Annotated in this window: 19 protein-coding genes; 6 read left to right on the top strand and 13 right to left on the bottom strand. The window is 66.5% G+C overall.

Going from position 1 to position 17,482, the window contains the following annotated elements; translation table 11 throughout:
• Nucleotides 1–115: 115 nt before the first annotated feature.
• The 4 genes from phbB to CP958_RS17905 form a co-directional block, all read right to left on the bottom strand.
• Nucleotides 116–838, bottom strand: a complete 723-nt coding sequence (phbB, locus tag CP958_RS17890; protein ID WP_096703552.1) for an acetoacetyl-CoA reductase — start codon at nucleotides 836–838, stop codon at nucleotides 116–118.
• 144 nt (nucleotides 839–982) lie between these two features.
• Entirely contained in the window at nucleotides 983–2,155 is a 1,173-nt protein-coding gene (locus CP958_RS17895) for an acetyl-CoA C-acetyltransferase (protein WP_096703553.1), read from the bottom strand.
• Nucleotides 2,156–2,292: 137 nt separating this feature from the next.
• Complete coding sequence (locus CP958_RS17900) at nucleotides 2,293–3,399, bottom strand: alpha/beta fold hydrolase (protein WP_096703554.1); 1,107 nt, start codon at nucleotides 3,397–3,399, stop codon at nucleotides 2,293–2,295.
• Complete coding sequence (locus CP958_RS17905; protein ID WP_141400565.1) at nucleotides 3,329–3,934, bottom strand: hypothetical protein; 606 nt, start codon at nucleotides 3,932–3,934, stop codon at nucleotides 3,329–3,331. Before CP958_RS17905 ends, CP958_RS17900 begins: the two co-directional genes overlap by 71 nt.
• Between CP958_RS17905 and phaR the strand changes: the two genes are divergently transcribed.
• Nucleotides 3,909–4,472, top strand: coding sequence for a polyhydroxyalkanoate synthesis repressor PhaR (gene phaR, locus CP958_RS17910; protein ID WP_096703556.1), 564 nt, complete (start codon nucleotides 3,909–3,911; stop codon nucleotides 4,470–4,472). The two genes, CP958_RS17905 and phaR, sit on opposite strands and share 26 nt — an antisense overlap.
• 40 nt (nucleotides 4,473–4,512) lie before the next feature.
• Here phaR and CP958_RS17915 read toward each other — a convergent pair whose 3' ends face one another.
• The 7 genes from CP958_RS17915 to CP958_RS17945 form a co-directional block, all read right to left on the bottom strand.
• Nucleotides 4,513–5,811, bottom strand: a complete 1,299-nt coding sequence (locus CP958_RS17915) for a pitrilysin family protein (protein ID WP_096703557.1) — start codon at nucleotides 5,809–5,811, stop codon at nucleotides 4,513–4,515.
• A gap of 1 nt (nucleotide 5,812) precedes the next feature.
• On the bottom strand, nucleotides 5,813–7,222 hold the full coding sequence (locus CP958_RS17920) for a pitrilysin family protein (protein WP_096703558.1): 1,410 nt from the start codon (nucleotides 7,220–7,222) through the stop codon (nucleotides 5,813–5,815).
• A 176-nt stretch (nucleotides 7,223–7,398) separates the two neighbouring features.
• Nucleotides 7,399–7,992: a DUF3035 domain-containing protein gene (locus CP958_RS17925; RefSeq protein WP_096703559.1), complete on the bottom strand. Its 594-nt coding sequence runs from the start codon at nucleotides 7,990–7,992 to the stop codon at nucleotides 7,399–7,401.
• Nucleotides 7,993–7,996: 4 nt separating this feature from the next.
• A complete protein-coding gene (gene lspA, locus CP958_RS17930) occupies nucleotides 7,997–8,515 on the bottom strand; it encodes a signal peptidase II (RefSeq protein ID WP_096703560.1) in 519 nt (172 codons plus the stop codon).
• 1 nt (nucleotide 8,516) lies between these two features.
• On the bottom strand, nucleotides 8,517–11,363 hold the full coding sequence (ileS, locus tag CP958_RS17935) for an isoleucine--tRNA ligase (protein WP_096703561.1): 2,847 nt from the start codon (nucleotides 11,361–11,363) through the stop codon (nucleotides 8,517–8,519).
• Nucleotides 11,364–11,372: 9 nt separating this feature from the next.
• Nucleotides 11,373–12,362: a bifunctional riboflavin kinase/FAD synthetase gene (locus CP958_RS17940; RefSeq protein WP_096703562.1), complete on the bottom strand. Its 990-nt coding sequence runs from the start codon at nucleotides 12,360–12,362 to the stop codon at nucleotides 11,373–11,375.
• A gap of 245 nt (nucleotides 12,363–12,607) precedes the next feature.
• The gene (locus CP958_RS17945) at nucleotides 12,608–13,042 is read right to left on the bottom strand and encodes a MaoC family dehydratase (RefSeq protein WP_008616671.1); all 435 of its coding nucleotides are present in this window, start codon (nucleotides 13,040–13,042) and stop codon (nucleotides 12,608–12,610) included.
• Between the two features lie 135 nt (nucleotides 13,043–13,177).
• Here CP958_RS17945 and CP958_RS17950 point away from each other — a divergent pair, with 135 nt between their 5' ends.
• Both CP958_RS17950 and CP958_RS17955 read left to right on the top strand, forming a co-directional pair.
• The gene (locus CP958_RS17950) at nucleotides 13,178–13,486 is read left to right on the top strand and encodes a hypothetical protein (protein ID WP_242442970.1); all 309 of its coding nucleotides are present in this window, start codon (nucleotides 13,178–13,180) and stop codon (nucleotides 13,484–13,486) included.
• A gap of 11 nt (nucleotides 13,487–13,497) precedes the next feature.
• A complete protein-coding gene (locus CP958_RS17955; protein ID WP_096703633.1) occupies nucleotides 13,498–13,956 on the top strand; it encodes a hypothetical protein in 459 nt (152 codons plus the stop codon).
• On the opposite strand, the gene CP958_RS17960 is transcribed toward CP958_RS17955, so the two are convergent.
• Together CP958_RS17960 and CP958_RS17965 are read right to left on the bottom strand one after the other, a co-directional pair.
• Nucleotides 13,940–14,401: a thioesterase family protein gene (locus CP958_RS17960; RefSeq protein WP_242442971.1), complete on the bottom strand. Its 462-nt coding sequence runs from the start codon at nucleotides 14,399–14,401 to the stop codon at nucleotides 13,940–13,942. The two genes, CP958_RS17955 and CP958_RS17960, sit on opposite strands and share 17 nt — an antisense overlap.
• Nucleotides 14,402–14,409: 8 nt before the next feature.
• On the bottom strand, nucleotides 14,410–15,303 hold the full coding sequence (locus CP958_RS17965) for a DMT family transporter (RefSeq protein ID WP_242442972.1): 894 nt from the start codon (nucleotides 15,301–15,303) through the stop codon (nucleotides 14,410–14,412).
• Between the two features lie 104 nt (nucleotides 15,304–15,407).
• Here CP958_RS17965 and CP958_RS17970 point away from each other — a divergent pair, with 104 nt between their 5' ends.
• The 3 genes from CP958_RS17970 to bfr (CP958_RS17980) all read left to right on the top strand — a co-directional run bounded on the left by CP958_RS17970 (nucleotide 15,408) and on the right by bfr (CP958_RS17980) (nucleotide 17,353).
• On the top strand, nucleotides 15,408–16,298 hold the full coding sequence (locus tag CP958_RS17970) for a LysR substrate-binding domain-containing protein (protein ID WP_096703565.1): 891 nt from the start codon (nucleotides 15,408–15,410) through the stop codon (nucleotides 16,296–16,298).
• Nucleotides 16,299–16,382: 84 nt separating this feature from the next.
• Nucleotides 16,383–16,874 (top strand): bacterioferritin, encoded by a 492-nt coding sequence (gene bfr, locus CP958_RS17975; RefSeq protein ID WP_096703566.1) that lies wholly within the window; start codon nucleotides 16,383–16,385, stop codon nucleotides 16,872–16,874.
• Nucleotides 16,871–17,353 carry a bacterioferritin gene (gene bfr, locus CP958_RS17980; RefSeq protein ID WP_096703567.1) on the top strand — a complete coding sequence of 161 codons (483 nt, stop codon included), beginning with the start codon at nucleotides 16,871–16,873 and terminating at the stop codon, nucleotides 17,351–17,353. The genes bfr (CP958_RS17975) and bfr (CP958_RS17980) overlap by 4 nt, the downstream gene beginning before the upstream one ends.
• Nucleotides 17,354–17,482: the final 129 nt, after the last annotated feature.

A 17,482-nucleotide genomic window follows, 5' to 3' on the forward strand; every position in this document is an offset into this window, starting at 1 on the left:
CTTTGACCCACACCGCCCCACATCAGTAAACAACCCGACATACTTTCGACCACAATAAAAAAGCCCCCGTCCCGAAGGACGAGGGCCCCAGCATTTCGCTTGAAACGAAAGCCGATCAGTACATGTGCTGACCGCCATTGACCGACAGGGTCGAGCCGGTGATGAAATCGGCCTCGTCGGCGATCAGGAACATGACGCAGCGCGCAATGTCCTCGGCACGGCCCAGACGGCCCACCGGAATCTTGGCGATGATCTTCTCCAGCACCGCCGGCGGCACGGCGCGGACCATGTCGGTATCCACATAGCCGGGCGCGATGGCGTTGACGGTGATGTTCTTGGCGGCGCCTTCCTGGGCCAGGGCCTTGGTGAAGCCGTGGATGCCCGACTTGGCGGCGGCATAGTTGACCTGGCCGTACTGGCCGGCCTGGCCGTTGATCGAGCCGATGTTGACGATGCGGCCGAAGCCCCGCTCGCGCATGGAATCGATGGTCAGGCGAGCCATGTTGAAGCAGGAGGTCAGGTTGGTGTGAATGACCTCCTCCCACATCTGATAGCTCATGCGGTGCAAGGTGGCGTCACGGGTGATGCCGGCATTGTTGACGATGATCTCGACAGGGCCGTGTTCGGCGACGATCTTGGCGATGGCGGCCTCGCAGGCCGGATAGCTGCCGACATCCCACTTCATGGACGGAATGCCGGTCTCGGCGGTGAACTTGGCGGCCGCCTCGTCATTACCGCCGTAATTGGCCACCACCTTGTAGCCGGCCTTCTTCAGGGTCAACGAAATCTCGCGGCCGATACCGCGGGTGCCGCCGGTCACAATTGCTAAACGACCCATGGACTTCTCCTCTTATCACTGTGTCTCCGGTCGGATCTTTGATGCCGGTATGCTCCGGCGTGTCCGATCTGTATTTCCACCCTGTGAAAAAACCGGGGAGCCGCCGGGTGGGCGCGGCTCCCCTTTTTTCAAAACCTTATGGCATCAACGCTCGACGCACAGGGCGATGCCCATGCCGCCGCCGATGCACAGGGTGGCAAGGCCCTTCTTGGCATTGCGCTTGCCCATCTCATGCAGCAGGCCGACCAGGATGCGGGCGCCCGAGGCGCCGATGGGATGGCCGATGGCGATGGCGCCGCCGTTGACGTTCACCTTGGAGGTATCCCAGCCCATGCCCTTGTTGACCGAGATGGCCTGGGCGGCGAAAGCCTCGTTGGCTTCGATCAGATCCAGGTCCTCGTGCTTCCAGCCCAGCTTGGCCAGCAGCTTCTGCGAGGCGGGAACCGGGCCATAGCCCATGGTGCTGGGATCGACACCGGCGGTGGCCCAGCCGGCGATGCGGGCCAGCGGCTTGATGCCGCGCTTGTCGGCTTCCTTGGCGGTCATCAGCACCAGGGCGGCGGCGCCGTCATTGATGCCCGATGCGTTGGCGGCGGTCACCGTGCCGTCCTTCTTGAAGGCCGGCTTGGGCTTGGCGATCTGGTCGAGAGTGGCGCCCATGCGGACGAACTCGTCGGTGTCGAACAGCTTCTCCTCCCGCTTGACCGTGATGGTCACGGGAGTGATCTCGTCCTTGAACTTGCCGGCCTTGATGGCGGCCTCGGCCTTATTCTGGCTGGCCAGCGCGAAGGCGTCCTGCTCTTCGCGGCTGATCTGGAACTTCTCGGCCAGATTCTCGGCGGTGATGCCCATGTGGATGGGGTTGAAGGCGTCGGTCAGGCCGTCCTTGATCATGGTGTCGACCAGGGCGGCATCACCCATCTTGACGCCGCCGCGCATGTAGATGGCGTGCTGGGCGTTGCTCATGCTCTCCTGGCCGCCGGCGACGATGATGCTGGCATCGCCCAGCTTGATGGCCTGGAAGCCGAGCGCCACGGCGCGCAGGCCCGAGCCGCACAGCTGGTTGATGGCCATGGCGGTGGCGGTGTTGGGAATGCCGGCCTTGATGGCGGCCTGGCGGGCGGTGTTCTGACCACAGCCGGCGGTCAGGATGTGGCCCAGCAGAACCTCGTCAACGGCCTCGGCCTCCACCCCGGCGCGCTTCAGCGCCTCGCGGATGACGATCTCGCCCAGCTGGGCCGCCTGCAACCCGGCCAGCGAGCCATTGAACGAGCCGACGGGAGTGCGAGTGGCGGCGGCGATAACGATGTCGGTCATGAGCTTGGAGTCTCCTAAGGTGGATATGGGGCCGCTCAGAGGCAGAACCGCTCGAGAGAGGGGTATTTCTGGCATGGTTCCAGAAATATATCTTTCCCCGCTGTCATAGCGCTTCGGTTACCCCTTATGCAACCGGTCTATGGGCCTGCCCTGCGGTGCAGCCAACGCATGAGCGGGCCATAGACCTCGGTCTTGGCGCGCGGTCCGGTCAGCATGCCCACATGCCCACCGGCCAGCCTCATCAGCTTGGCACTTGGGATGCGTTCCCACAATGGTAAAGCGGAAGCGGACGGCACAATCCTGTCGCGCCGGGGGATCATGACCAGGGTGGGAACCGTAACACTCTCAGGGTTGACGGGCTTGCCTTCGATACACCACCGCCCCTCCACAGGATCATTTTCCCCGTACCAGCCGAACAGGCATTCCCGCGCCACCGGACCGGCCAGGGGAACGCCGTCATTGGCCCAATCCTCCAGCGCCACGAAGTCGCGGGCCTTGGCGCTTCTGCGCTTCAAACGGGCAAAAGCCATGAACTTGCGGGCGGCGAGGCCGGGGTCCAGACCGGCGAACATGGCCTGCAGCATGTCCACCGGCACCTCGCCCACTCCGTCGATCAGCGCCCCCATGGGCTGGGTCAGGGCCTTCATCAGGACGGCATTGGCCTCGCGCCCGGTGACGAAGTCGAAAGGAGTGGCCAGCAGCACCAGCCCCGATACCGCGTCGGGGCGGCGCTGGGCCAGGGCCAGGGCCAGAAGTCCGCCCATGCAATAGCCCACCACCGCCGCCTTGCGGCCCGTCAGGCGCACCACCTCGTCGAGCGCCGCCTCCAGCCGCCCGGCGATGTAGTCGGTCAGGGTGAAGGCCTTCTCCACCTCGCCCGGCGCGTCCCAATCCACCAGGAACGGCGCCATCCCCTTGGCGGCCAGATAGCGCATGAGGCTGCGCCTCTCGGTGAGGTCGAGGATATAGGCGCGGTTGATCAGCGAGGGCACCACCAGCACCGGCAGGCCATCGCCGCCGCCCGGCGGCCGGTAGTCGCGCAAGGACGTGGTACCCTGGCGCCAGACCTCGGGGGCCGGCTCCAGCGAGCGGTGGTAGGGATGGTGGCGATAGGCCTCTATGCCGGCCAGGAAGGTATCGTGACGGTGCGCCGCCTCGGCGGCGACCGCCTCGTCAAGCCGGGTCCAGGCGTCGGGTCCGGCTTCGGCGAGGCTTTGTTCCAGGCTCCGCCCCGCCTCCGCCAAGGGCGGCCTCCAGCCGAGCGACCCGTCCTTCAAGTGCGGCAACGCGGTGCGCGAGCTCATCAGGGTCGAGGCGTGAGTCATGAGGTGCAGGGCCAGGGGGCGCGGCCCCGTTCTTGGCATTGGGCTGCTCTGTCCGCTCATCCGCTTTCGGCCCACCGTCCGTCTGGTTCACCTTCAGCCCGGTGGCCTGGGCCACCGCGGCGGCGCTTTGCGTCATCATGGCGACCCCGCGGGCAACGGCCTCGGCCAGGGCGGGGTCGGCGGCCACGGCCGCCACCTGCTCCTGCCACAGGTCGAGATAACGGCGCGCGAGCGCCTTGAAATCGGGCGGCCCATCTGACATGCCCAGATCATAGCCCAGCCTCCCCCCCTTGACCATACGGAGCGGGGCATAGGGCGGCGGCGAAAGAAAATTGTTGCCAATCGACGCGCCGCGTAAAATTCTGTTACTATTGGTGCAATGCAGCGGGCAATGCCGCCCGCCCGACAGAATCGAGACGAAAACGCAGATGTCAGAGTCCCAGACCTCGGCCAAGGCCCCGATCACGATCAAGAAGTATGCCAACCGTCGTCTGTACAACACGGCGACCAGCAGCTACGTCACCCTGGATCACCTGTCGCAGATGGTGAAGGACGGCGACGATTTCGTGGTCTATGACGCCAAGACGGGCGAGGACATCACCCGCTCGGTTCTGACCCAGATCATCGTCGAGGAAGAGTCCAAGGGCGGGCAGAACCTGCTGCCCATCAGCTTCCTGCGCCAGTTGATCGGCTTTTATGGCGATTCCCTGGGTGGGCTGGTGCCGCGCTATCTGGAATATTCCATGCAGGCGTTCTCCCACAACGAGCAGCAGATGCGCGACTACATGCGCAACGCGCTCGAAGGGATGTTCCCCTTCGGCCCGTTCGAGGACATGGGCAAGAAGAACATGGCCTTCATGGAAAGCGCCATGAAGATGTTCTCTCCCTTCTACCCTCAGGGCGCCGACGGCTCCTCGCCCAAGGTCGAGGACCTGCAGGCCAGCGTCTCGGCCCTGCAGAAGCAGATCGACCAACTGACCAAGCAGAAGTAAGAAGGGGCGCGGGCGTCTCGCCCGCTTCCCCTCATCTTTTCTACCGCGCCGGCTTTCCCACCGCCACGAAGGACAGACCGTCCGCGTCGAGCAGACGCTTGGCGGCGCGGCGCGCGTCATCCATGGTCACGGCATCGATCACCTTGGCCCGCCGGTCGAGGAAGTCGATGCCCAGGTGGTCCACCTGCATCTGGACCAGCAGCCCGGCGATGGCGGTGGTGGAATCCTGCTGCAACGGGAACGAGCCGTTGAGATAGGTCTTGGCGTCGGCCAGTTCCTTCTCGGTCGGTCCCTCGTCATGCATGCGGCGGAACTCTTCCTTGATCAGGCGGACGCTTTCGGGAAAGCGCGAGTTCTCGGTGGCCACCGAGCCGACGATCAGCCCCGAATGGGCATAGGGCGACAGATACGAGGTGACGGAATAGGCCAGGCCGCGCTTTTCCCGCACCTCCTCGGTCAGGCGCGACGAGAAGCCGCCGCCGCCCAGAATGTAGTTCACCACATAGGCGGCGTACCAGTCGGGATCGTCGCGGCGCAGACCGGGCAGCACGAACAGCGCCGTAGTCTGGGGGTTGTCCTTGGGAATCACCGCCAGCCCGGCCGGCGGCCGTGCCGCCACATCGGCGACGTCGCCCAGCGGACTGGACGCCGGCAGGGCGCCGAACACCTCGTCCAGGCGGCGCCCCAGTTCCTCGGGGGTGATGTCGCCGACCACGCCGACCACCAGCCGGTCGCGGGTCAGTTGCGCCTTGGCCAGGGCCCGCAGATCGGCCACCTGGATGGTCTTGACCGTCTCGACGGTGCCGCGCGGCGAGCGGGCATAGGGATGGCCGGCGAAGGTGGTCTCGAACAGCCGGCGCGACGCCTGGGAACCGGGGTCCTGGCTTTCGCGCATCAACCCGGCCAGCAACTGGCCGCGAATACGCTCCACCGGCTCCTTGTCGAAGCGCGGCTGGGAAAGCGACAGCCGGAACAGATCAAAGGCGGTGTCGCGGTTCTCGGACAGGGTCTTCAGGTGCCCGGCGAAGGAATCGCGGCCGGCATTGAAGCCCAGCGTGATGACCTTGTCCTCGAGGATTTGCTGGAAAGCCTGGGAATCGTGGGGACCGGCCCCTTCGTCCAGCAGGGCGGCCATCATGCCGGCCAGCCCCGCCTTGGCCGCCGGGTCATGGGCGGCACCGCCCCTGAAGGCGACTTCCATGGCGATGATCGGATTGGAGTGGTCGCGGACCAGCCAGGCTTCGATCCCCTTGGGGCTGGTCACCTTCTCGACGGTGACGGCACCGGCCGGAAGGGAGACCAACAGCAGCGCCAGCAGGATGACGATACGGCGCAGCATCTCAATGCACTCCCTTGGTCGAGCGATCGGGCAGCGGCATCACGGCACGGCCCTGCCCCGGCTTGGCGGCGGCGGGGTCGGACAACAGCAGGCCGGTGACCGAGGAAATCGGGTTGAATACGGAAGCCGCCGCCTTGGCGACCTGTTCCGGCGTCACGGCCTTGATATGGTCGGGCCAGGCTTCCACCTCCTCGACCGAAACGCCCGAAGCCAGGGCCTGGCCCAGGGTCTGCGCCCCGGTATGCAGCGAATCGCGGCCATAGGCGGCGCTGGCCCGCAGGCGGGTCTTGGCGCGTTCGATCTCGTCGGCGGTAAAGCCCTCCTTGACGATGCGGGCCAGTTCCTGCTCGATCAGCGCTTCCAGCTTGTCCAGCGGCACGCCGGGGCGCGGCGTCGCCGCCACCCGGAACACCGTCCGCCCCACCGCCACCGGATCGTAATCGGCGCTGATGGCGGCGGCGGCTCCCTTCTCCACCACCAGTGAACGGTAAAGCCGCGCGGTGGCGCCGCCCCCCACCAGATCGGCCAGCACCTCCAGGGGATAGGCCATGTCGCGTGCCCCGGCCCCCAGGCTGGGAGCGAGGTAGAGGCGACTCCACGACGGCTGGGCCACCCGCCCGTCCTTCAGGACGACGCGGCGTTCGGCCCGGTGGGGCGGCTCCTCGGTGCGGGCACGCGGCGGCGTATCGGCGCGGGCGATGGCGCCGTAATACTTCTCGGCCAGGGGGCGCACCGTCTCGGGCGTCACGTCGCCGGCCACCACCAGGATGGCGTTGTTGGGGGCGTACCAGCGGCGATAGAAGGCCAGGGCATCGTCTCGGGACAACGCGGCGATCTCGTCGGGCCAGCCGATGATCGGGCGGTGATAGGGCGAGTTGAGGTAAAGCGCCGCCTCCATCTGCTCGGACAGCAGGGCGGCCGGATTGTTGTCGGTGCGCGAGCGGCGCTCTTCCAGCACCACGTCCAGCTCGGTGCGGAAATTGGCCTCGTCCAGTACCAGATTGCGCATGCGGTCGGCTTCCATGCGCATCACCAGCTCCAGCTTATCGGCGGCGACGTTCTGGTAATAGCCGGTATAATCCGACGAGGTGAAGGCGTTGTCGCGGCCGCCGTTGCGGGCCACGATCTTGGAGAATTCGCCGGGCGGAATGCTGGGCGTGCCCTTGAACATCAGGTGTTCCAGCAGATGGGCGAGGCCGCTCTTGCCCGGCTCCTCGTCGGCGGCGCCCACCTTGTACCAGACCATGTGGCTGACGATGGGCACCCGGTGGTTGGAGATCACCACCACCTGCATGCCGTTCTCCAGCGTGAAGGTCGCCGGATCGAAGACTCCAGCCAGGGCCGGACGACCGGCGGGGACGACAGCCAACAGCGCACCCAGCAGCAGCGCGCACAAACGGATGGGGCTCATCGGGCCTCCTGAGAGCAGCTTCACCGTGTCATCCCGAGCGATGCGGGGGACCTCCACATGGAGCGATGGAGCCAGGGGGGAACAGCCGGGGCGGAGAGCCATCGGAGCGACAGCCGAATCCCCCGGAGTCGCGAGGCTGCGCGCTCATCGTGGCAGAATCAAGGCGGGAAAGGCGGCTAGTTGAAGATACCTTCAAGCCAGGCCTTCTTGCGGCGCTGGACCTGGGGAGTCTCGCCATCGGACACCGACTTGCCGAGCGCCTGATTCTCGCGCAGGCGCTGGGTCTCCTTGGTGGCGTCGACGGTGGCGGCGCCCGGCGGCTCGGCCTTGCGCCAGAACATGATGCGGTCCTGGAAGCTTCTGTCCGCATCGGCCAAGGCCTGATTTTCCTTGTTCACCAGGACGCGGATATCGGACTGGATGGAATCGGCGCCGACCCGCTTCATCATGGCGAGATCGCCGGAAGTGCGGCCGTCGGTCGAGATGGGAGTGCCGGAACGCCCGCCCACCAGAATCTGCCGGGCCTGGTCGCGCGTCGTACCTTCCTGCGGCCGGACGGCGCCCGGCTGCGGCGGCCGCAAGGTGAATTCCGGCGGCATGGAGAGCGGCGCCCGCTGCACCACCTGGAACTCGTCCGGCGGCGCCTTCTCGTAGCCAAGCGAGCGCTTGACGTCAGTACAGGCGGACAACACCACCGGCGCCAGCAGGGCGGCCATGGCCAGCAGGCGGGGGGCGATCAGACGGACGGTGGGGCGGCGGTTGGTCTTCATGGCCCTAATTCTTAGACGAATCGCGGCTGGCAAACAAGGAGTCCACGACGAGAAAAACCGCTCCCACGGTAATGGCCGAATCCGCCACATTGAAGGCCGGCCAGTGATAGCCCATCAGGTGGACGTCGAGGAAGTCGGCCACCGCCCCGAAACGGGCCCGGTCGATGACGTTTCCCAAGGCGCCGCCGATGATTCCGCCCAGCGCCACCTGGACCAGCAGGGTCTCGGCCTTGGCCAGCCAGAAGGTCATGCCGGCGCAGATCACCATGGCGAGCGCCGAGAGAATCAGCGCGTTCCACTCGCCGCCGGTATTGCCGATGCCGAAGCTGACCCCCCGGTTCCAGGCCATCACCAGATCGAAGAACGGCGCCAGTTCGATACGGGTGGCGGAGTGAAACGGCGTGCCGTCCACGCCTTCGGGCCGCATCACCTTCTCGACGATCCAGTATTTGGACAACTGGTCGAGCCCGATGATCAGGGTCGCGACCGAGAGCCCGCGGGGCAGCGCGTTGGACAGAACCACCTCAGCCCGCCTCCACCGCGTCGGAGCACCGGTGGCAGACGCCTTCATGCCCGGCGGTTCCCACCTCGTGCAGCACCTTCCAGCAGCGCTGGCATTTGGCGCCCTCGGCCGGATGGGGCGCCACCGACACGCCGGGCACGTCGGGAAGCTGGAACTCGCCCTCGGCGGGCAGGCCGTCGATCACCCGGATGCCCGAGGTGATGCAGATTTCCGCCATGTCGAGGCCGGTGAGCAGCTCGTGGATGTCCGAGGACACGGTCAGCAGCGGGCTGGCCTGAAGGCTCGAACCGATGCGCTTCTCGCGCCGTTCGATCTCCAGCGCGCCGGTGACCACCTTGCGCACGTCGCGGACCCTGGCCCATTTGGCGGCCAGCGCCTCGTCCCGCCACGACGCGGGAATCTCGGGGAACAGTTCCAGATGGACCGAACCGTCCTCGGACGGATGCCGGGCCAGCCACGCCTGCTCGGCGGTGAAGCACAGGAAGGGGGCCAGCCACTTGGTCAGGGTATCGAGCACCATATCCATCACCGTCCGCGCCGCCCGGCGGCGCAGCGACGACGCGGCGTCGCAGTACAGCGCGTCCTTGCGGATGTCGAAGTAGAAGGCCGACAGGTCCACCGCGCAGAAATTGTGCAGCTCGGTGAACAGCCCGTGGAACTGGAAGCCGTCGCAGGCGCCCCGGAACTGCACGTCCAGTTCGGTCAGGCGATGCAGCACCCAGCGCTCCAGCTCGGGCATCTGCTCCACCGGCAGCTTCTCCGCCTCGGTGAAGCCGTCGAGCGCGCCCAGCAGGTAGCGCAGCGTGTTGCGCAAGCGGCGGTAGATATCCACCTGGGTCTTGAGAATTTCCGGCCCGATGCGCAGGTCGTCGGAATAATCGGACCCCACCACCCACAGACGCAGGATGTCGGCGCCCATGGTACCCACCACTTCCTGCGGCGCCACCACGTTGCCCAGCGACTTGCTCATCTTGCGGCCGTCCTCGTCGAGGACGAAGCCGTGGGTCAGCACCGCGTCATAGGGCGCGCGGCCCCGCGTGCCGCAGGATTCCAGCAAGGAGGAATGGAACCAGCCGCGATGCTGGTCCGAGCCCTCGAGATAGAGCGAGGCGGGCCAGGACAGGCGCGGCCATTCCTCGCCCTCCAGCACGAAGGCGTGGGTGCAGCCGGAATCGAACCACACGTCCAGGATGTCGGTGACCTTATCGTAATCCTCGGCCGCATACTCGTTGCCCAGGAAGCGTTCGGGCGGCGAGGTGAACCACGCGTCCGAGCCCTCGGCCTTGAAGGCCTCGACGATGCGGTCCATCACCGCCCGATCACGCAGCGGCTGACCTGTCTTCTTGTCCACGAACACGGTGATGGGCACGCCCCAGGCGCGCTGGCGCGACACGCACCAGTCGGGGCGGTTCTCCACCATGGAGCCGATGCGGTTGCGACCCTGGTCGGGGACGAAGCGGGTCTCGGCGATGGCCTGGAGCGCCTTGGCGCGCAGGCCCGTGCTCTCCATGGAGATGAACCATTGCGGCGTGTTGCGGAAGATCAGCGGCGCCTTGGAACGCCAGGAATGGGGGTACGAGTGCTCGACCTTGCCGTGGGCCAGCAGATTGCCGCAGGCGGTCATGGCCTCGATCACCGGCTTGGCCACCGGCGAGTAGTACTTGCCGTTCTTGCCCTGGTTCAGCACGTCCATCCCGGCGAAGATCGCCACATGGGGGAAGTACTTGCCGTCGGGCTGCACGGTATCGGGAATGGCGATACCGTGTTCCTTGCCCAGATGCCAGTCGTCCTCGCCATGGCCCGGCGCGATGTGGACGAAGCCGGTGCCGGTATCGGTGGTGACGAAGCCGCCGGCCAGCAGCGGCACCGGGAAGTCATAGCCGCCCGCCGCCTTCTCGTGGAACTTCAGCGGGTGATGGGCGACGGTGCCGGCCAGGGCGGCGCCCTTCAGGGTGTGCAGAATCTTGAAGACGCACTTGGCGTCCTTGGCCACCTGCTCCGCCAGATCGGCGCACAGCACCAGCTTCTCGCCGACCAGGGCCAGATCGGACTCGCTGCTTTCCACCTCGACCACCACATAGTCGAACTCGGCGCCATAGGCGATGGCGCGGTTGCCCGGCATGGTCCAGGGCGTGGTGGTCCAGATCACCACCTTGGCGCCCTCGATCTCCGGCAGGCTGGCGGTGACCACCGGGAACTTGACCCAGATGGTGACGGAAGTGTGGTCGTGGTACTCCACCTCGGCCTCGGCCAGGGCGGTCTTTTCCACCACCGACCACAGCACCGGCTTGGCGCCCTTGTACAGCGAGCCGTCCAGCAGGAACTTGCCCAGCTCGGCGGCGATCACCGATTCGGCGTGGTTGGTCATGGTGGTGTAGGGATGGTCCCAGTCACCGGTGATGCCCAGACGCTTGAACTCTTCCTTCTGGATGCCGATCCACTTGGCGGCGAACTGGCGGCATTCCTCGCGGAAGGTGACGGTGTCGATCTCGTCCTTGTCCTTGCCGGCGTCCCGGTACTTCTCCTCGATCTTCCACTCGATGGGCAGGCCGTGGCAGTCCCAGCCGGGGACGTAATCGGCGTCCCGGCCCAGCATCTGCTGGGAACGGGTGATGACGTCCTTCAGAATCTTGTTCAGCGCGTGGCCGATGTGCAGGTTGCCGTTGGCGTAGGGCGGGCCGTCGTGAAGGATGAACTTCTCGCGCCCCTTGGAGGTGGCGCGCAGACGGCCGAACAGGTCGATCTTCTCCCAGCGGGCCAGCAGTTCGGGCTCCAGCTTGGGCAGCTCGCCCTTCATGGGGAAGTCGGTCTTGGGCAGGAAGACGGTGTTCTTGTAATCGACGCTCATGACAGGCTCTCAAACGGCAGGGGCGACGGGCACCATGGGCCCGGCGGCGGCGGAAAATTTGCGGGCGGCCAGCAGGCGGCGGCCGGTCTCCACATCGGCGGTAATCTGGGTGGTCAGTTCGTCGAGCCCGCTGAAGCGGCGCTCGGGGCGGACATGCTCGACCAGCGCCACCCGCAGGTGGCGGCCGTAGAGGTCCTCGTTGACGTCCAGCAGGTGGACCTCCATCAGCTCGTCGGTCTTGTCGAAGGTGGGGCGGCGACCGAAATTGGCGACGCCGTCGTGCCACACCGTCGCTCCGCCCTTGTCGATGCCGGCCCGCACCGCGTAGACGCCCATGGCCGGGCGCTGGTACTCGCCCAGCCGCAGATTGGCGGTGGGAAAGCCCAGCAGGCGGCCGCGGGCGTCGCCGTGCTCGACACGGCCCTCCACCTCCCAGTAATGGCCGAGCAGGCTGGCGGCGCAGTCGGGGCGGCCCGCTACCAGATGGTCGCGCACGGCGGTGGAGGAATAGGTCTCGCCGCTGCCGGACATGGCCGGCGGCACCACGGTGACGCCGAACCCCGATTCCTCGCCGCATTTCTGCAGGAAGGCGCCGGTGCCGAGCCGGCCCTTACCGAACACGTAGTCGTAGCCCACCACCACGTGACTGGCCTTGAGGCAGCCGACCAGCACGTCGCCGACGAATTCCAGCGCCGTCATGGCGGAAAAATCGCGGTCGAAATGCTGCTGATACAGGAAATCGGTCCCCAGCGCCTCGATCAGGCGGGCCTTGACGCGGAAGGGAGTCAGGCGGAACGGCGGCTGGTCGGGATTGAACAGCGAGCGCGGATGGGGCTCGAAGGTCATCACCGCATGGGCCACGCCCAGGTCGCGGGCGATGCGGCGCGCGGTCAGGATCACCGACTGATGGCCGAGATGGACGCCGTCGAAATTGCCCAGCGCCACCACGCAACCGCGGTGGTCGGGGGAAAGCTCGCCGCAATGCCGGATCAGGCGCATCTTAAGGACAGGACCCCAGGGGAAAACCAAGGGCCAAGGGGTAGTGCAAAAGGCCTCGAAGCGCAAGACTTCCCCCTCTCCCGGCCGGGAGAGGGGGATGCGACTTCAAATCGGCGGATCAATGAATTGCTCCGCCCAGAGCCTCAGTCGCCGGCGCCACGCTTGGCTTTCGCCGCATAAGCGGCGGCGGCCCTTGGCCTTGCCTCCGCCGCCCTGAACCTGCGCGGTTCAGGGCGGCGTCGGAATCAGCCCTTGGACGGAACCATCAGGGTGGCTTCGCCATCCATGACGATCTTGCCGGCCACCGAGCAGGTGGTCTTGAAGGTGGCGAACTTCTTTTCCGGGGTCAGCGCGGTGACCTCGACCCGGGCGGTGACGGTGTCGCCGATACGCACCGGAGCCTTGAACTTCAGCAACTGCGAGACGTAGATGCAGCCCGGGCCGGGCAGCTTGGTGCCGAACACGGTGGAGACGAAAGCCGCCGACAGCATGCCGTGGGCGATGCGGCCCTTGAACATGGTCTGGCTGGCGAATTCCTCGTTGATGTGAACCGGGTTGAAGTCGCCCGACACGCCGGCGAAGGCGACGATGTCGGCCTCGGTGACGGTCTTGGCGAAGATGGCCGACTGACCGACCGACAGTTCCTCGAAATACATTCCGTTCAGCGACTCGCCGCTCATCCTTCGTCTCCATATTTATGGTTGTTGCTGCGACGCAGCGCAAAGCGCGGGCGGAGTATAGACGGACGGGGGGTGATCCTCAACCGACGCTTTGGAGCGGTTCAAGCCTTGCCTTGGCGGCCGGGCTGTGGCCGAATGCCCGCCTTGCAACTGCAATGCGTGCCGCCCGTGAAATACCGCCTCGCCCTTTTGCTGCCGCTGCTGCTCGGCGCCTGCGCCGCCGGCAATCCCTGGGTCCACCCGCAATTGCCCAAGGACCAGTGGAGCCGCGACTATTCCGCCTGCCGCCGCTCCGCCGACCGGGATTCCGGCTACCGCGACGACGGCCGCGACACCTACAGCCCGACGCGCGATTACGAGCGCGCCCAGGCCAAGCGCATCTACGATGCCGAGCTCAATGCCTGCATGCGCGGGCTGGGCTATTTCCCCGCCCCCAAGAAGTGAGGATGCCCGCCATGCGCCGCGCCGCCCTGGCCGCCTGCTGCCTGTTCGCCGTCGTTTCCGTCATGGGGCCAGCCCTGGCCCAGGAGCTTCCCAAGGGCCCCAAGGCCCCGCCGCCCGAGCCGCTGCCCGACGCCACCTGCGACACCGCCAAGGCCGATTCCGGCGACTGGCTGGTGGGCCGCTGGGTGGCGCCCTATTCCAGGTGGGAGTTCAAGCGCGAGGGCCAGGGGCTGGTGTGGAAGCTGGAGCAGAAGCCCGACATCAACCGCGACCTCGGCTACAAGCAGGGAACGGTCATCGAGGGCCAGGTGGCGAGCGTCAGCCCCTGCACCATGAATCTGGTGGCCACCGAGAACGGCGAGACCGCCTTCGCCTTCGAGGGCGTGCGCACCGAGGACGGCAAGATCTACGGCTACGCCACCAACAAGGCCGGCCAGAACGCTCGCTGGACCCTCAGACGGGAACGCTGATTCCCCTCACCTCCAGCCGGGACCGCAGGTCGTCGGTGAGCGGCGTCGACCGCCGCGTCGCCTCGTCGGCCAGCACCAGCACCGAATCGGCGATGGCGACGCAACGGTCCTCCACGAACACCCCCTGACCCAGGTGGAACGAGGTGCGGCCGATCCTGGTCACGCCGGTGCCGATGCGCACCTCGCCCGGCCAGTGGATTTCGCCGATGAAGTCCAGCACCAGCCGGGCGATGACGATGAAGGTGCCGGGCGGCGTCAGCGGCCGGCCCGGCTCCAGCAGGAGCTGCGTGCGGCCGGTCTCGCAGAACACCGAGAACGCCACGTTGTTGATGTGCCCCTGCTTGTCGGTATCGCAATAACGCAACGTCTCGCGCGACCAATGGGGATAGATGGCGGGGTCCTTCAGGTCGGGCTTGGCGGCATGGGGCATGTGGTCGTCTCTCATCGGTTTTCTCAAGCGGGGCAGGTCCGCCGCCGCGACGGCAGCATGGAGAATATCACGGCGGCGATCACCACGGCACCGCCTCCCATCTGCGCCGGATTGGGCGGGCTGCCGCCCAGGGTGGCGATGGTGGCGGCGAAGACCGGCACCAGGTTGAGGAACAGGGCGGTGCGCCCGGCTCCCATGCGGGTGATGGCCATGCTCCAGAACAGGTAGGCCAGCACCGAACCGGTCACCGCCATCAGCAGCAGCGCCGCCCCCGCCTTGGGGCCGGGCACGGAAAACGCCGAGCCGCTGGCCGCCGCCGCCGCCGCCAGAACCAGGGCGCCGGCCGCCATCATCACCGTGGTGTTGGCCAGTTGCGGGCCGGGCGGCATCAGCTTGCGGGCCAGAACGTTATAGGCGGCCCAGGCCAGATTGGCGCCCAGCATCTCCACGTCGCCCAATCCGAACTCCATGCCCTCTCCCACACGGCCGCCCAGGATGACCATGGACACCCCGGCCAGGGCTACCGGAATGGCGGCGATCTGCCGGCCAGGCAATTGCTCGCGCAGGGTCAGCGCCGCCAGCAGGGCGGTCAGCAGCGGATTGGTCGCCATGATCAGGGCGCCGTTGACCGCCGAAGTGGTGCGCATGGCGTCGAAGAACAGCAGATTGAAGCCGGCGATGCCGACGACACCCACCAGGGCCAGCCGGCCGCCGTGACGGCGGGCAACTGCCAGCATGGCGGTGAATTCACCGCGCCAGACCACCAGCACCGCCATGATCAGCGCCGCCAGCACGAAGCGTCCGGCCGCGGCGGTCATGGGGGCCATATCGGCCAGCACCGGGCCGGCCAGGTTGAAATTAGCCCCCCAGAACAGGGCGGACAAAGCGGCAAGGGCGTAAATCGCGGTCGGGCCCATCTGAGCCTCCATTGAGGTGGACTAATCCATGCACCGACGATACGCTTTGGAAACTCTTGACCTCAAACGATCTTTTCTCGCCCGTGGGTTAAGGAAATCTAATCATGCGCCGCCGTCTGCCGCCGCTTCGCGCCCTGCATGCCTTCGAGGCCGCCGCCCGTCATCTGTCCTTTGCCCGCGCCGCCGAGGAACTGGGCGTCACCCCGGCGGCCATCAGCCAGCAGATCAAGCAGTTGGAGGACATCCTGGGCGTCACGCTGTTCCATCGCGGCGCGCGGCTGTCGCTGACCCGCCCGGCCGCCCTGGCCGCCCCGGAATTCAGCGATTCCTTTGATCGGCTGGCCTCGGCCGTCGGGCGTCTGGCCCCCGACGGCCCGGCCAAGCCGCTGGTGGTGTCGGCACCGCCGGCCTTCGCCGGGCGTTGGCTGGTGCCGCGCCTGACCCGGTTCCAGGAGGCCCATCCCGGCATCGACCTGCACCTGTCGGCCACTTTGCGGCTGGTGGACCTGGACCGCGAGGGGGTGGACGTGGCCATCCGCTACGGCTCGGGCCGCTATCCCGGCCTGCTGGTGGAGCGCCTGCGCCTGGAGGAGGTGATCGCGGTGGCGGTACCCCGTCTGGCGGCAAGCCTGGGCGAACTGTCCGACCTTACCCGCGCCACCTTGCTGGTCAACGAGTCCATGGGCTGGGACACCGCCTTTCCCACCTGGCCCGGCTGGCTGGCCGAGATGGGGGCGGTGCCCGAGGAACCGCTGAAACTTCGCCCGTTCGGCGACGCCTCGCTGGTGGTGGAAGCGGCCCTGGCCGGATTGGGTGCCGCCCTGGTCTGGCGGACCCTGGTTTCCGACGAATTGTCCAGCGGGCGGCTGGTCGCCCTGTTTCCCGGCCGCCCGCTGGCCAGCGCCTATCATCTGGTCTGCCTGCCCGACCGCGCCGAGTCACCGGCCATTCGCGCCTTCCGGGACTGGATCAAGGGCGAGGTCGTCACCACGTAAGGGGCCTACGCCGATAGTCCGCTTGCCTTCCCGAGGCGGGATGCTAGGCTGGCATAGGGTTAATTCCCGATCAGGAGACGGCCGATGAAAGGCAAGAAGAGCGTCATATCCAGGCTCAACAAACTCTTGGTCGGAGAGCTGGTCGCCGCCGACCAGTATTTCGTGCACGCCCGCATGTACCATGAATGGGGCCTGCATAAACTGTACGAGCGCATCGACCACGAGCGTCAGGACGAGATCGGCCACGCCGATCTGCTGATTCGCCGTATCCTGTTCCTGGAAGGGACTCCCGATATTTCCAAGCGGCCGGCGCCGACCATCGGCAAGGATGTGCCGTCCATGCTGAAGGCCGACCTCGCCCTGGAAATCGAGGTCATCGCCGAGTTGAAGGAAGCCATCGCCCATTGCGAGGACGAAGGCGATTACGACACGCGGCGTATCCTGGGCAAGATTCTCGAGGATACCGAACAGGACCATACCCTGTGGCTGGAGCAGCAGTTGGGTCTGATCGAGCGCATGGGCCTGCAGAACTACCTGCAATCGGCGGCCGGCGACATTTCCGGAGGTGCGTCATGAAGGGCGACAAGGAGATCCTGCGCCACCTGAACGGCGTCCTGAAACTGCACCTGACCGCCATCAACCAGTACTTCCTGCACGCCCGCATGCTGAAGAACTGGGGCCTGAAGGATTTGGGCAAGGTCATCTACAAATACTCCATCGAGGAGATGAAGCAGGCCGACGAGGTCATCGAGCGCATCCTCTTCCTGGAGGGGCTGCCCAACCTGCAGGACCTGGGCAAGCTCAACATCGGCGAGGAGGTGGCCGAGATGCTGGCCGCCGACCTGAAGATGGAGCAGGGCGAGCACAGGGCGCTGGTGGAGACCATTGCGCTGTGCGAATCCAAACAGGACTTCGTCACCCGCGACGAACTGGCGGAAATCCTCGAGGATACCGAGGAGCATATGGACTGGCTGGAAACCCAGATCGACCTGATGGCCAAGGTGGGGATGCAGAATTATCTGCAGGCGGCCATGGGCGAGATCGAGGGCGACTGAACCGAGGCGCAGCGACAGGGGGATGGGCTGAACGTCATTGCCAGGTCATACCGGCCGCTGGCCTTCACGACGGCGGTACTGCTGGTCGTCTGGGTCAGCGGCGCCCTGCTCGCCTGGCGGGACCGGAGC

It is taken from the genome of Magnetospirillum sp. 15-1, from assembly GCF_900184795.1.
Classification (GTDB): domain Bacteria; phylum Pseudomonadota; class Alphaproteobacteria; order Rhodospirillales; family Magnetospirillaceae; genus Phaeospirillum.

Bases quoted from the DNA above. Each gene is read 5' to 3' on its own strand.
- CP958_RS17895 (WP_096703553.1), bottom strand. From the start codon at position 2,155: ATGACCGACATCGTTATCGCCGCCGCCACTCGCACTCCCGTCGGCTCG.
- CP958_RS17940 (WP_096703562.1), bottom strand. From the start codon at position 12,362: ATGCGCCTGATCCGGCATTGCGGCGAGCTTTCCCCCGACCACCGCGGT.
- ileS (WP_096703561.1), bottom strand. From the start codon at position 11,363: ATGAGCGTCGATTACAAGAACACCGTCTTCCTGCCCAAGACCGACTTC.
- CP958_RS17955 (WP_096703633.1), top strand. From the start codon at position 13,498: ATGCGCCGCGCCGCCCTGGCCGCCTGCTGCCTGTTCGCCGTCGTTTCC.
- CP958_RS17945 (WP_008616671.1), bottom strand. From the start codon at position 13,042: ATGAGCGGCGAGTCGCTGAACGGAATGTATTTCGAGGAACTGTCGGTC.
- CP958_RS17950 (WP_242442970.1), top strand. From the start codon at position 13,178: ATGCCCGCCTTGCAACTGCAATGCGTGCCGCCCGTGAAATACCGCCTC.
- CP958_RS17925 (WP_096703559.1), bottom strand. From the start codon at position 7,992: ATGAAGACCAACCGCCGCCCCACCGTCCGTCTGATCGCCCCCCGCCTG.
- CP958_RS17915 (WP_096703557.1), bottom strand. From the start codon at position 5,811: ATGCTGCGCCGTATCGTCATCCTGCTGGCGCTGCTGTTGGTCTCCCTT.
- bfr (WP_096703566.1), top strand. From the start codon at position 16,383: ATGAAAGGCAAGAAGAGCGTCATATCCAGGCTCAACAAACTCTTGGTC.
- CP958_RS17920 (WP_096703558.1), bottom strand. From the start codon at position 7,222: ATGAGCCCCATCCGTTTGTGCGCGCTGCTGCTGGGTGCGCTGTTGGCT.
- CP958_RS17960 (WP_242442971.1), bottom strand. From the start codon at position 14,401: ATGAGAGACGACCACATGCCCCATGCCGCCAAGCCCGACCTGAAGGAC.
- phbB (WP_096703552.1), bottom strand. From the start codon at position 838: ATGGGTCGTTTAGCAATTGTGACCGGCGGCACCCGCGGTATCGGCCGC.
- CP958_RS17970 (WP_096703565.1), top strand. From the start codon at position 15,408: ATGCGCCGCCGTCTGCCGCCGCTTCGCGCCCTGCATGCCTTCGAGGCC.
- bfr (WP_096703567.1), top strand. From the start codon at position 16,871: ATGAAGGGCGACAAGGAGATCCTGCGCCACCTGAACGGCGTCCTGAAA.
- phaR (WP_096703556.1), top strand. From the start codon at position 3,909: ATGTCAGAGTCCCAGACCTCGGCCAAGGCCCCGATCACGATCAAGAAG.
- CP958_RS17965 (WP_242442972.1), bottom strand. From the start codon at position 15,303: ATGGGCCCGACCGCGATTTACGCCCTTGCCGCTTTGTCCGCCCTGTTC.